We start from the raw sequence: 13,410 nt of genomic DNA, 5'->3' as shown, positions 1-13,410 counted from the left end.
TATTCTCAAAACACGCAGTTCAAAATGGTAAAAAACTCAATTTCAGACTGTTAAAATTAAATATATTACTAAAATTTAGTAACTTAGTATATAATTTTTAATCACACAGCATCATGGAAAATGTAAAAAGTTTGAATAAGTGGGCCAATTCGCACACTTATTTACCGGTTGATTTAGTACGTATTGTTTTGGGTGGATTCTTATTTATGAAAGGTGTCTCATTTGTCACCAATATTCAATACCTGCATGAGTTAATTTCTCCAATAGATAGATTTGGCGGAGGTATGTTTATGCTTGCATTACATTGCTCCAGCTCACATGATTGGCGGCATAATGATTATTTTCGGACTACTAACCCGTTGGGCAATTGCGGCTCAATTACCTATATTGTTTGGCGCTGTTCTCATAAATTTCATGGGGAAAATGCATTCCGAAAGTTTAATTCTAGCTCTTGTAGTTTTACTAATCTGCATCTTTTTCTTGTTTTATGGAAGTGGCAAACATTCTGCAGATTACTATTTTAAGATGCGAGCAATAACTTCATAAATCCTCAGCTTTTTATAAAAATGGGCTGAGGATAGTTTTTGAGTGTTAATTAATTCTATAAAATTTCTTTAATTGTGTTTTATGACTTAAATTCGCCGACATGAATTGGATTCGTAAAACTGTTATTTTTATTGCACTTTTGATTGCAGGTTTGTTTGCTTATCAAGCAGACGCGACTTCTGTGCATATAACTGAAACGGAAAAATCAGATTCAAATTTCTGCAAAGACATAGCAGATTCGTCCGCATTTATTCAGCCTCAGGGAAGTTATCAGTTTGCGGCGAACATCAAAACAAATCCTTCTGGAATTATTAAATGTTTTGATTCTCTCTTACCTCTTATCCCTCAGCATCAAACTGTTACAAATACTACCGTTTATACTAAACTATTTACAACTCAAAGTAAAAAAGTCTTAGTCATACTCTATGCTTTCCATTTTTTCTGGTAAATAAATATTTGATTTTCACTTGAAGATTCATTCTTCAATTACCTCTAAACCGTTTTCTAACTGAGAACTGTTTTGTATATCATTTATTTATTTCATTAAAAAATAGTATGGAAACCACTACAACAATAATGGGTATTGTGATTTTAATAATTGTCGCAATTCCAGTATACTTTTCTGCTCGCTCAAGCGCGACAAGCAAATCAAGAATTTTGAACATTAAAAAGAGATTCAATCCGACAAATCCAGAAAGCTTTGATTTAACTGAATCAATCAATAATAAAACATTAACGCTGGATCAGAAAAACAACAAATTCATTCTAATGAATTTCAATCCAAACCAACAAGAATCTACTTTTGTCGATTTGAATACAGTTACTTCCTGCAAATTGATTCCGACAACAGATGCGCATTCTGATACCATCATTAAAATTGATTTTGAATTTCAAGATAAAGAAACATCTAAAAAAATAATAATCCCATTCTATGATTTTGACGATGACCGCATCAAACAGATAAGCGTCTACCAAGATCATCAGTTTGCAAAAAAATGGCATAAAATCATCCAAGATTCTATTTCACGTTAGTTATTTAATTCACTAAAGAGGCTCAAAATTGAGCCTCTTTTTTTTGTTGGTTATATGATATTTGTCATTTTCTGTCTCTCAATGATGTTTTAATTTTGATGTAAACTAAATCCGTCATTATGAAAATCTCTTTGACTCAAAAATACAATGTCCCAGGTCCAAGATATACTAGCTATCCAACAGTTCCTTACTGGAATGAAGCTGATTTTACAGCAGAAAGATGGATAACTTCTTTACAAAAATCATTTTCAGAAAGTAATTCAAAAAACGGAATTAGTTTATACATCCACCTCCCCTTCTGCGAAAGCATGTGTACTTTTTGCGGATGCAATAAACGTATAACAAAAAATCATTCTGTTGAAGAAACCTACATTAAAGCACTTTTAAAAGAATGGAGTTTATATTGCAGGGTACTTCCAGAAAAACCAATTATAAAAGAAATACATTTAGGCGGAGGAACGCCGACATTCTTTTCCAAAGAAAATATCGAAAGTCTTATCAACGGAATTTTTAGTTATGCAGTAAAAGCAGAAAATCATGAATTTAGTTTTGAAGGACATCCTAATAACACCACTTATGAACAGCTTAAAAAACTGTATGATTTAGGCTTTCGCCGAGTGAGTTTTGGCGTTCAGGATTATCTTGCTAAAGTTCAAAAAGCCATCAATAGAATTCAGCCCTTTCATAATGTTGCCAAAGTAACATTTTGGGCAAAAGAAATTGGATATACTTCTATTGGCCATGATATTATCTTTGGTCTTCCCTTTCAAACTGTTGAAGATGTAATTGATACAGTTGAAAAGACAAATTCTTTAAAACCAGACCGTTTAGCATTTTATAGTTACGCTCACGTACCTTGGATAAAAGGAAATGGACAACGTGGCTTTAATGATGAAAATCTTCCTAAAGATGCCGAAAAAAGAGAACTGTACGAAACTGGCAAAAAAGTCGCTGACTAAAAACGGTTACCAGGAAATTGGTATGGATCATTTTGCATTAGAAAGCGATACTTTGTATAAAGCAACTCATAATGGAAATTTACACCGAAACTTTATGGGTTACGGCGCTTCTAAAACACAGGCGATGATTGGCCTAGGAGTTTCCTCAATTAGTGACAGCTGGTACAGTTTTGCTCAAAACACTAAAAATCTGGAAGACTATTATCAATTATTAGAATGGGATAAATTACCTGTTGTAAAAGGTCATATTCTAAATGAGGAGGATCTAATTATTAGAAAACACATTCTAAATTTAACTTGTGAATTAGAAACTTCCTGGACAAATGATTCTCTTTATTTTAAAGAACTTCCGAGTGTATTAGAGGATTTAGAAGAAATAAAGAAAGATCAATTAATCGTTATTGAAGAAGGAAAACTTAAAATTACTAAAGAAGGAAGACCTTTTGTACGTAATATTTGCATGGCTTTTGACTTGCATCTAAAAAGAAAGTCACCAGAAACCAATTTGTTTTCGATGACTGTATAGCTTTTTACATTCTATTTGTTAGTGGCAGTTTGGAGTCTGCTGTACAAACAAACTCATACTTGAAGGTGAAATATAAGGGATTCCCAAACCTAAACCTCTAAGGATAAATAAAACTCCAATTACAATTGCTACATATGGAATTGCTTTTTGAATCTTATTTCTAAAAGGTAATTTTAATAAGGTGTTGACATATACCACAATCGTCATCAAAGGTATAGTTCCAATTCCGAATAAGAGCATATAGAGAACTCCATAAGAAGCACTCTGCATAGCAATTGCACCAAACAGCGCCACGTAAACCATTCCGCATGGTAAAAATCCATTTAGAAGACCAATTGTAAAAAGAGATTTGTAACTCTTATTTCTAAATTGAGCGCCAAGATTAGTTTTGATTTTTGAAATGATTTTATAAACGGGTTTTGAAAAGTTATATTCTGCAAATTTTTTCTCTGGAATCAAGACCACAATAATCATAATTACACCGATTATTATGGACATTTTTTGCCGCAATCCAGCTAGAAAAAAACCTCTGCCCAATAATCCAAAAATCAGTCCAATTGAAGCATAAGATGTCAACCTTCCAAAATGATAAGTCATAATCTGCGTTACCTTTTTCGCTTCATTTTGTCTATCTACCGGTAACATCATAGCAATTGGTCCGCACATTCCAACACAATGCAGACTACTTATTAGGCCGAGAAAGAAAGCTGAGAATAACATTTTTTTGAGATTAAATTAATTCACGTAGATAACTTCTTTAGTTAGATATTTTTTGCCTTCGTACTGCCATTCCATATTGACATCCCAACGGCCTTTTATCAATTTTTTCTGCGGAATCATTAATACTGAATTGGTTAAAGCAATTTGCGTATTAAAATCAAATTTTTTATTTGAAGGTCTGTACAACAGTATATTTCCTTTTACTTTATCACTTTCAAATCCAGCAGGAAAAGTTACAGCCACACCATTATCGGTGTATTTGATTGAAGGTTTATGCTTCGCAAATCATGTGCATTTTGAATTCGAGCCATTTCTTCTTGAAAATGCGTGTCGTGTTTGTAATATTCTTCTACAACCAAATCATTATCGTATTTAGAATTTGATTGTACTTCAAAAACAAAATATAAAATAAACGTCATGAACAATCCAAATGCTATGACAATTCCGGTACCCCAATTAATTTTCATGGTATAAATATTTTAATTAAAACTGCGTGGTCCTAAGAAATTTGTAGTTGTTGTTTCCAGGAGTTCAGAACCGTTATAAACTCCAATTTTTACTTTTGTTTTATCACTTTCTAATAAAACTTCTTTTATTTCTATAAATAATGTTCCTTGAGAAATCGCTTCTTTTGCAATTTTAAAATGCTGTTTTCCAACATTTTTAATTTCTCCCTTCTGATCTATTAATTCGAAATGAATGTTGCTGTAATCTTTCATGGTTTTGTTTACAATTTTATAAGTGTAAACATTACTAATTTTATCACCGTCATGTTGAAAAAGCTGTCCCGGCAAACGCAGAATAACAGCTTGAACATTAGTTCTTAAAAATAACATTCCAACAAAAACACTCAATAAAATAAACAGAACTGCAGTGTAACCTTTCATTCTTGCCGTAAATTTAAAAGGTTCTTTTTTAGCAATTTCATCTTCAGAAGCATATCGAATAAGACCTTTTGGCAATCCTACTGATTCCATTATATGATCACATTCATCAATACAAGCAGTGCAGTTTGTGCATTCTAACTGTGTTCCATTTCTAATGTCAATTCCCATTGGGCAGACATGAACGCATTGAAGACAATCAATACAATCTCCTTTTCCTGTTAAAGCCCTGTCTTCTTTTTTACTAAACTTTGCACGTCCTTTTTCTTTTTCTCCACGAACAAAATCGTATGCAACATTTATCGATTTATCATCCAAAAGAACGCCCTGCAATCTCCCGTACGGACAGGCAATTATACAAACCTGCTCTCGAAACCAGACAAAAACAAAATAAAAAACTCCAGTAAAAATTAGAAGTGCAATAAAATTACTTGCCTGCTGAATTGGCCCCTGCTCAATCATCAAAAACAAAGTATCACTTCCCACTAAATAAGCAAGAAAAACATTAGCTATAAGGAAAGAGATTAAAAAGAAAACAGTCCACTTTATTAGTCTTTTTCTAATTTTTTCCCCATTCCATTCCTGTCTTGCCAAACGTGATTGCGAACCACGGTCTCCATCTATCCAATATTCAATACGACGGAAAACCATTTCAAGGAAAATAGTCTGCGGGCAGATCCAGCCGCAAAATATTCGTCCAAAAACAACTGTAAATAAGAGTATGAATACAACGCCGATTAGCATTGAAATAACGAAGAGATAAAAATCCTGAGGCCAAAAAGGGAATCCAAAAATATTAAAACGACGTTCGAGAATGTTGAACATCATAAACTGGTTCCCATTTATTTTGATAAACGGATTTATGATTAAAATTGCCAGCAGAATATAGCTGACAATTTTTCTGTAATTGTAAAATTTACCAGACGGTTTCTTCGGAAAAACAAATTTCCGTTTACCACCTTCATCTATAGTTCCGATAGTATCTCTAAAAGCTCCGTCTGGTAAATTTGACATGGTATTTTATTTTATTTTTTAACTTCTGTGGTATCTTTTTGTGTATTTGAAGCATCTGTTTTCAGCGGCGCTTTCATCTACCCAAACTTCTCCTTCTGCTTCTTTCGGGTCTTTTGGATTCGATCCTTGCGGCGATAAAATGTAACTTGCTACTTTCTGAATCTCTTTTGGTTTTAAGGTTCCTTTCCAGGAAATCATTCCTTTTCCATCACGACCTCCATTTGTAATGGTGTGGAATAGGTTTTTAATTCCACCTCCTAAAATCCAATGATTATCTGTCAAGTTTGGACCAATCTGTCCTCCAGCATCGGCTCTGTGACAGGTCGCGCAATTGGTTGTGAAAATTTCTTTTCCTGCGACTAAACTTGGTTCATCAGTAAGTAAAACAACTGTTTTTTCGTCCATTAAATCTGGAGCTGTTTTTAAATATTCTTCAACATCAATTTTTGCCTGAGCCATTTCTTTTTTCAACTCCATCTCTTGGTTATCAGCCCCTAAGACTTCATAACGAACCACATAGATTACACCAAAAATGATACAGATGTAGAATAAATATACCCACCACGGCGGTAAATTATTATCAAGCTCTTTAATGCCGTCATAATCATGATCCATTAATAAATCGCCTTCTTTTTCAATTGGTGAAGTTTTCGTCAATTTTTGCATTAGGTTTTTAAACCATGTACTTTCTTTGAAACTTAAACTTTCTTCATGTTCTAATTTTGCCTTTTCTTCTGGTGACAATAATTGGTACATTACTTTATTTACGGCACTCAAGGTAATTTCAATTGCAATCAAAATAAATAAGAAGACACACAAAAAGAGTGAAACCATTGGGTATTTTATAAAAGCAGGTCTATCGCCCGAATCTATAAAATATTCCATTAAGGCAAATACGATGAAGAAAATCAACGGTACTCTAACATATACTGGGAAAAACTTTTTCATTTTTATCTGTCTTTTGTAATTACAACTAGTCCTTCATCTAAAGGTATACTACTCATTTCCTGAATTTTATCTTTTCTGTAAGAGAACACCCAAAAGCCTAATCCTACGAAAAAGAAGAAGAAAATCAAGAGAGAAAGAATCGGGTAAATTTCTATACCCGATATTGTTTCCATATTGTGTTTTATTTGTTCAAACATAATGCTGTTATTTAGAAGTTTCTTTTACTTTAATATCAGTACCAAGTCTTTGTATGTAAGCGATCAAAGCAACGATTTCTCTTTCATTCATAGGAATGAATTTTTCTCCTTTTGCAAGAGCTTTTTTCTTGCTTTCTTCATAACTTTTTACAAAGTCAGGATCGTTTTCTAAGCTTTTTTCTATTTTTACAGCCTGCTCTCTTAAAGTCTTTTGTGCATTTGTAACTTCTTCAGGAGTATATGGCACACCTAATGAAATCATTGCCTGCATTTTCTTTTGTGTTAATGAAATATCCATTGGTTTATTATCAAACAACCATTTGTATCCCGGCATAATAGATCCTGCAGAGATACTCTGCGGATTCCAGAAGTGGTTAAAGTGCCAGTTATCATTGTACTTACCACCTACTCTTAATAAATCTGGACCTGTACGTTTTGATCCCCATAAGAATGGATGATCGTACACAAATTCTCCAGCTTTAGATTGTACGCCATAACGCTCAACCTCACTTCTAAATGGACGAACTGATTGTGAGTGACAACCTACACATCCTTCTCTAATATATAAATCACGTCCTTCAAGTTCTAGCGGTGTATAAGGTTTTACACTTGAAATTGTTGGAATATTAGATTTTACCATAATAGTTGGTACAATTTGTATAATACCTCCAATTAAAATAGCGACTGTAGCCAAAATGGTTAATTGAATAGGTTTTCTTTCTAACCAAGAGTGGAATTTTTTCGCCTCTTACTCGACTGCTCGCTGATCCTTTGTAAAGCAGGTGCTTGAGCCAATTCATCTTCTACAGGAGATCCTGCTCTTACTGTCATTATAATATTATAAACCAATGTCAGCATACCTATTAGGTACAAAGTACCACCGATAGCTCTCATCCAGTACATTGGCATAATAGCTGTTACTGTTTCAAGGAAGTTACCATACGTTAAAGTCCCGTCTGGATTAAATTGTTTCCACATAGATGCTTGTTGAAAACCAGCAACATATAAAGGAATTGTATAAACGATAATACCTAAAGTACCAATCCAGAAATGGAAGTTTGCCAATTTCTTAGAGAATAAATTCGATTTTGTCATTCGAGGAATTAACCAATAAATGATACCAAACGACATGAATCCATTCCAAGCTAAAGCACCAACGTGTACGTGAGCAACGATCCAGTCTGTATAGTGCGCGATAGCATTTACGTTTTTCAAAGAAAGCATCGGACCTTCAAAAGTTGCCATTCCGTAACCTGTAATCGCTACTACGAAGAATTTTAAAACTGGTTCTTCACGAACTTTATCCCATGCGCCTCTTAAAGTTAAAAGACCATTAATCATACCTCCCCAAGATGGAGCAATTAACATTACCGAAAATGCAACTCCTAAATTCTGTGCCCAGTTTGGCAATGCAGAATATAATAAGTGGTGTGGTCCTGCCCAGATGTAAATAAAGATCAAAGACCAAAAATGTATAATAGAAAGTCTATATGAATAAACTGGTCTGTTTGCCACTTTAGGAATGAAGTAATACATTAAACCTAAGAATGGAGTTGTAAGGAAAAATGCTACCGCATTATGTCCATACCACCATTGTACAAGTGCATCCTGAACTCCGGCATAAACAGAATAACTTTTAAAAGCAGAAACTGGAATTTCAATATTATTAAAAATATGAAGCACTGCAACCGTTACAAATGTAGCAAGGTAAAACCAGATTGCAACATACAAGTGACGCTCTCTACGACGCGACATTGTACCAATCATATTTATTCCCATTACAACCCATATTAATGCAATTGCAATATCGATAGGCCATTCTAACTCTGCATATTCTTTAGAAGAAGTGTAACCTAACGGAAGTGTAATGGTACGCGCGACAATAATTAACTGCCAGCCCCAGAAATGAAGATTACTTAAAAAATCACTAAACATTCTGGCTTTTAGTAATCTTTGCAGTGAATAATAAAGTCCTGCAAAAAAGGCGTTACCTACAAAGGCAAAAATTACTGCATTGGTGTGTAATGGTCTTAATCGGCCGTAACTAAGCCATGAAATCCCATCTGTCATGTTGGGAAAAAGGTACATTACCGCCAAGGTAAGTCCCACTAACATACCCACAACTCCAAAGAGGATTGTGGCGTAAATGAATTTTTTTACAATTTTGTTGTCGTAATAAAACTGTTCCATTTCCATAATTATACTTGTTTTTCTTCGATTGGTGAATTATTATTTGGGGAAATAATTTTGGTCTCATCGTCAAAAAGAATTCTGACTGAGGGTGTATAATCGTCGTCGTACTGCCCAGACTTGACAGCAATAATGAAAGCAATAAAGAAGCAAACTGCCACGAAAATACTTACTGAAATTAATAGATAAATAACACTCATACCGTAAATTTATGTTAACAAAATTACAAGGTCAGCGGCGTTTAAAATATGATAATTATCATAGTCAAAGAAGAATGTTAAAAATAAAAAAAAATCTTTTTAATTATTTAAAATCAATATAAATTTCTCTTGCTTAAGTAGTTAGACATTAAAGTAACAAAACTGACGATAGTAATTGTACTCAACGGCATAATGATCGCAACAACAATTGGAAGAAGATTACCAGTAACCGCAAATGCAAGTCCAACCACGTTGTAGAGCAATGACAAAGCAAAGCTCATCTTGATTACCAAAATTGCTTTATGAGAGAGTTTTAAAAAGTAATTCAAACGAGAAAACTCAGAAGCATCTAAAATTGCATCGCAGGCAGGTGAAAAAACATTCACATTCTCTGAAATGGAAATTCCAACATTACTTTGCGCTAATGCTCCGGCATCGTTTAGACCATCCCCAACCATCATCACGTTATGTCCTCTTTCCTGAAGTTTCTTAATGAATTCAAGCTTTTGTTCTGGCTTTTGATTGAATATTAGTTCAGTATTTTTTGGCAGAATAACTTCTAAATTTGCTCTTTCACCATCATTATCTCCCGAAAGCACCTTGATTTGATATTCTTTACTTAAAGTAGAAAAAAGCTTCTCTAAACCTTCTCGATATTGATTTTGGAACACAAATTTTCCGAAATAAATCCCATCAATTTTAATATGCAAAGCCGTTTTTTCAATTTCTGAACTACCTATAACTATATCACTTATAAATTGTCCCGAACCTATTTTAATTTCTTTGCCAGCGGCATTTGCCAAAATTCCTTTTCCGGTAATCTCTTGAAAGTGATCAATATTAATTCGTTTTGTTTCTGGCAGAAAATCGTAAAGCATACGGCTCAGAGGATGATTTGAAGCACGAAGTACATTCTTAATTAGTATAATATCTGAATCAGAAATACTACTTCCTTCATATACTATATTCGATTTTTTATTGGTTGTAATCGTTCCCGTTTTATCAAAAACAATTGTATCAACTTTGGCAAGCTGTTCTATTACTACGGCATTTTTGAGATAGAATTTCTTTTTTACCTAAAATTCTCAAAATATTTCCAAACGTAAATGGAGCCGTAAGCGCCAATGCACAAGGGCAAGCCACAATTAAAACTGCTGTAAAAACATTAAAAGCAGTATTTGCATCTATAAATATCCAATAACCAAAACCAGCAAATGCAATCAGCAGTAAAATTGGGGTGAAATACCGGCTTATTGCATCTGTTATGGTTTTGTGTTTTTGATCTACTTTTTTCTGAAAAATTTCGTTACTCCACAATTGCGTCAAGTAACTTTGAGAAACAGAATGCAATACTTCCATTTCAATCACTTTACCAATTTGCTTACCTCCTGCAAACACTTTATCGCCAGATTTTTTAGTAATCGGCACTGCTTCGCCTGTTACGAAACTATAATCTATTTCGGCGCTTTCGCTGATTAAAATTCCATCAACGGGAATAAGTTCTTGATTTCTAATTAATAATCTATCGCCTTTTAAAACATCATAAATGGCAACATTTTCTTCTGAGGCATCTTTATTGATTTTGGTAACCGCAATTGGAAAATAGGATTTAAAATCTCTTTCGAAACTTAAAAAACTATAGGTTTTAATTTGAAACATTTTACCAAGAAGCATAAAAAATACTAAACTTGCTAAACTATCAAAAAATCCAGGTCCGTGATCCATCAGCATATCATAAGAACTGCGAATAAACATTACAATAATTCCCAAAGCAATTGGAATGTCGATATTGAGCATTCTGGTTCTAATACTGTGATATGCCGAAACATAATAACCACTCGCAGAATATAAAAAACTTGGAAGAGCTAAAATAAAAATCAGCAGTCTGAAAAACGGTTTATAACTATCTAACCAAAATTCTTTCATTTCGAAATATTCTGGAAATGAAAGCGACATAATATTTCCAAAACAAAAAAATGCTACACCAAGTTTATACGTTAAACTTCTGTCTATCTTGTTTTTTGTTGTTTCGTAATTTTCTAGACTTATATAAGGCTCGTAACCAATTGAGCATAAAAGATTAACTATTTCTTTTAATGAAACAGTTTCTGGATTAAATGTAATTCGGACTTTCTTTTCATGAAAATTAACTTGTGAAGTACTTATTCCTGACTGAAGTCGGTTTAGGTTTTCTAAAATCCAAATACATGAACTGCAGTGAATATGAGGAATATTCAAAGAAACAATAGCGGTATTTCCTTCTTGAAATTCTAAAATTTTTGAAAGTATTGATTCATTTTCTAAAAAATCATATTTGCCTGCAATGTCTTGTGGAGTGGCACCAGGCGATTTTTCGAAGTCGTAATAAGAGGTTAAGTCATTAGTGCTGAAAATTTCGTAAACGGTTTTACAGCCCGTGCAACAAAACTTCTTATCATCAAAATCGATTTCTTCATTTTTTTCAATGGATAAACCACAATGAAAACAACTTTGCTCCTTCATAAATTTGTTTTTATGTCGCAAATTTCAGATTAACTATCAATTATTTAGATGACAAATATCATGTATTTTGAAATTGAGTTCTAATTTAATAAAATAAAAGAGCCAAATTACCCTCTACTATTTTTTCTGAATATTTTACCCTATATTGATACCTTAAAACCTTAAATATCCTTAATTTTGCAAGCAAACAAATATTGTCATGAACAAATGTGATCAATGCATTGTACGTCAGCTAAGCTCATTAAAAGCTCTTAATAAAGAGGAAGTTATAAAATTAGCAAACAGCAAAACCACTTACAAAATTAAAAAAGGTGAAGCTCTTTTTGAAGAAGGCGAAGTAACTAATGGTGTGTTTTGTGTAAAAGATGGCGTTGGTAAACTCTCCAAATTAAGTGCAAACGGAAAAGACCAAATCGTAAAACTGGTAAAATCCGGCGAACTTCTTGGGCGGCGTTCTATGATTAGTAATGAGCCGGCAAATTTAACTGCCAAAGCCATCGCTGACATGGAGGTTTGTTTTATTCCTAAAGCTGAAATAATCAATTTCTTTAATAGCAACAATCAGTTTTCTTTAAATATGATGCAGTCTGTCTGCGAGGATTTAAAAGAATCTGAAAATGAAAAAATTGCTTTGGTTCAAAAAACCGTTAAGCGACGATTAGCTGAAACTTTACTTCATCTTCATGATGCTTTTGGTGAAGACACTGATAAAACCCTTAAAGTCCAACTAACTAGAGAAGAACTGGCAGGAATTATTGGTACAGCAACAGAAAGCTGTATTCGTTTATTATCTGATTTTAATAAATTAGAATTGATCGGATTAGTTGGAAAAAAGATTATGCTTAAAGATGTACGAGCTTTAAAAAAATTAGCTGATAATTAGAGCTTTTTAGCTTCATTCCAAAAAACATCCATTTCTGTAAGCGTCATATCCATTAAAGGTTTTCCTAGTTCACCTGCTTTGCTTTCCAGATATTGGAAGCGTTTGATAAACTTTTTATTAGTTCTTTCTAAGGCATCTTCTGGATTTACATTTAAAAATCGAGCGTAATTAATCATAGAGAATAAAACATCTCCAAATTCGTCTTCGATTTTGTCCTGATTTCCAGCTTGTACTTCGTCTTGCAGTTCTTGTAATTCCTCTTGTACTTTATCCCAGACTTGATGCGGTTCTTCCCAATCAAATCCTACGCCTTTCACTTTATCTTGAATTCTGCTGGCCTTAACCAAAGCAGGAAGACTTCTTGGAACGCCTTCTAAAACCGATTTTTTACCTTCTTTGAGTTTTAATTTTTCCCAATTTTGTTTTACTTCTTCTTCATTTTCCACTTTTACATCTCCGTAGATATGAGGATGACGGTGAATTAGCTTTTCGCAGATTTCATTGCAGACATCTGCAATATCAAAATCGTTTGTTTCGCTTCCGATTTTAGCATAAAAAACAATATGTAAAAGCAAGTCTCCAAGTTCTTTTTTAACTTCATTTAAATCGTTATCGAGAATAGCATCACCAAGTTCGTAGGTTTCTTCAATTGTTAAATGTCTCAATGTCTGCAGGGTTTGTTTTTTATCCCACGGGCATTGCTCACGAAGTTCATCCATGATATTTAATAATCTTTCAAACGCTTTTAACTGGTTTTCTCTATTCATTTTGAAGTTCTTTTAAATTAACTCGGTCTTGTAAAATTAAAA

The 13,410-nt window shown here is 33.4% G+C and carries 9 protein-coding genes and 5 pseudogenes; 5 read left to right on the top strand and 9 right to left on the bottom strand.

The annotated features are described in order from the left end of the window. Positions 1–113: 113 nt before the first annotated feature. The 4 genes and pseudogenes from ACZZ95_RS15095 to hemN all read left to right on the top strand — a co-directional run bounded on the left by ACZZ95_RS15095 (position 114) and on the right by hemN (position 3,063). Positions 114–546, top strand: a pseudogene (locus tag ACZZ95_RS15095) (DoxX family protein). 100 nt (positions 547–646) lie between these two features. Further along, complete coding sequence (locus tag ACZZ95_RS15090) at positions 647–994, top strand: hypothetical protein (protein WP_463469669.1); 348 nt, start codon at positions 647–649, stop codon at positions 992–994. A gap of 107 nt (positions 995–1,101) precedes the next feature. Further along, positions 1,102–1,578, top strand: coding sequence for a hypothetical protein (locus tag ACZZ95_RS15085; protein ID WP_463469668.1), 477 nt, complete (start codon positions 1,102–1,104; stop codon positions 1,576–1,578). A 119-nt stretch (positions 1,579–1,697) separates the two neighbouring features. Next, positions 1,698–3,063, top strand: a pseudogene (gene hemN, locus ACZZ95_RS15080) (oxygen-independent coproporphyrinogen III oxidase). An 18-nt stretch (positions 3,064–3,081) separates the two neighbouring features. Here hemN and ACZZ95_RS15075 read toward each other — a convergent pair. The 8 genes and pseudogenes from ACZZ95_RS15075 to ACZZ95_RS15040 all read right to left on the bottom strand — a co-directional run bounded on the left by ACZZ95_RS15075 (position 3,082) and on the right by ACZZ95_RS15040 (position 11,718). Beyond that, the gene (locus tag ACZZ95_RS15075) at positions 3,082–3,783 is read right to left on the bottom strand and encodes a sulfite exporter TauE/SafE family protein (RefSeq protein WP_463469667.1); all 702 of its coding nucleotides are present in this window, start codon (positions 3,781–3,783) and stop codon (positions 3,082–3,084) included. 15 nt (positions 3,784–3,798) lie between these two features. Then, a pseudogene (locus ACZZ95_RS15070) lies at positions 3,799–4,250 on the bottom strand (FixH family protein). Between the two features lie 12 nt (positions 4,251–4,262). Next, positions 4,263–5,681, bottom strand: coding sequence for a cytochrome c oxidase accessory protein CcoG (gene ccoG, locus ACZZ95_RS15065; RefSeq protein ID WP_463469666.1), 1,419 nt, complete (start codon positions 5,679–5,681; stop codon positions 4,263–4,265). 18 nt (positions 5,682–5,699) lie between these two features. Next, complete coding sequence (locus ACZZ95_RS15060; protein ID WP_463469665.1) at positions 5,700–6,629, bottom strand: cbb3-type cytochrome c oxidase N-terminal domain-containing protein; 930 nt, start codon at positions 6,627–6,629, stop codon at positions 5,700–5,702. Positions 6,630–6,631: 2 nt separating this feature from the next. Beyond that, positions 6,632–6,826: a cytochrome c oxidase subunit IV gene (locus tag ACZZ95_RS15055; protein WP_057118631.1), complete on the bottom strand. Its 195-nt coding sequence runs from the start codon at positions 6,824–6,826 to the stop codon at positions 6,632–6,634. A gap of 7 nt (positions 6,827–6,833) precedes the next feature. Beyond that, positions 6,834–9,022 (bottom strand): annotated as a pseudogene (ccoN, locus tag ACZZ95_RS15050) (cytochrome-c oxidase, cbb3-type subunit I). Positions 9,023–9,024: 2 nt separating this feature from the next. After that, positions 9,025–9,216: a cbb3-type cytochrome oxidase assembly protein CcoS gene (ccoS, locus tag ACZZ95_RS15045; RefSeq protein WP_095953298.1), complete on the bottom strand. Its 192-nt coding sequence runs from the start codon at positions 9,214–9,216 to the stop codon at positions 9,025–9,027. A 113-nt stretch (positions 9,217–9,329) separates the two neighbouring features. Beyond that, positions 9,330–11,718, bottom strand: a pseudogene (locus ACZZ95_RS15040) (heavy metal translocating P-type ATPase). Between the two features lie 199 nt (positions 11,719–11,917). Between ACZZ95_RS15040 and ACZZ95_RS15035 the strand changes: the two are divergent. Next, complete coding sequence (locus ACZZ95_RS15035) at positions 11,918–12,601, top strand: Crp/Fnr family transcriptional regulator (protein WP_463469664.1); 684 nt, start codon at positions 11,918–11,920, stop codon at positions 12,599–12,601. On the opposite strand, the gene mazG is transcribed toward ACZZ95_RS15035, so the two are convergent. Beyond that, a complete protein-coding gene (mazG, locus tag ACZZ95_RS15030; protein WP_095953295.1) occupies positions 12,598–13,368 on the bottom strand; it encodes a nucleoside triphosphate pyrophosphohydrolase in 771 nt (256 codons plus the stop codon). The two genes, ACZZ95_RS15035 and mazG, sit on opposite strands and share 4 nt — an antisense overlap. Between the last annotated feature and the right edge of the window lie 42 nt (positions 13,369–13,410).

This window comes from Flavobacterium sp. AC267, assembly GCF_979258715.1.
The sequence above is the reverse complement of the archived record's forward strand: the minus strand, read 5'-3'. Positions and strand labels throughout refer to the sequence as shown.

Coding starts and splice junctions, on each gene's coding strand:
- ACZZ95_RS15090 (WP_463469669.1), top strand. CDS start 647: ATGAATTGGATTCGTAAAACTGTTATTTTTATTGCACTTTTGATTGCA.
- ACZZ95_RS15085 (WP_463469668.1), top strand. CDS start 1,102: ATGGAAACCACTACAACAATAATGGGTATTGTGATTTTAATAATTGTC.
- ACZZ95_RS15075 (WP_463469667.1), bottom strand. CDS start 3,783: ATGTTATTCTCAGCTTTCTTTCTCGGCCTAATAAGTAGTCTGCATTGT.
- ccoG (WP_463469666.1), bottom strand. CDS start 5,681: ATGTCAAATTTACCAGACGGAGCTTTTAGAGATACTATCGGAACTATA.
- ACZZ95_RS15060 (WP_463469665.1), bottom strand. CDS start 6,629: ATGAAAAAGTTTTTCCCAGTATATGTTAGAGTACCGTTGATTTTCTTC.
- ACZZ95_RS15055 (WP_057118631.1), bottom strand. CDS start 6,826: ATGTTTGAACAAATAAAACACAATATGGAAACAATATCGGGTATAGAA.
- ccoS (WP_095953298.1), bottom strand. CDS start 9,216: ATGAGTGTTATTTATCTATTAATTTCAGTAAGTATTTTCGTGGCAGTT.
- ACZZ95_RS15035 (WP_463469664.1), top strand. CDS start 11,918: ATGAACAAATGTGATCAATGCATTGTACGTCAGCTAAGCTCATTAAAA.
- mazG (WP_095953295.1), bottom strand. CDS start 13,368: ATGAATAGAGAAAACCAGTTAAAAGCGTTTGAAAGATTATTAAATATC.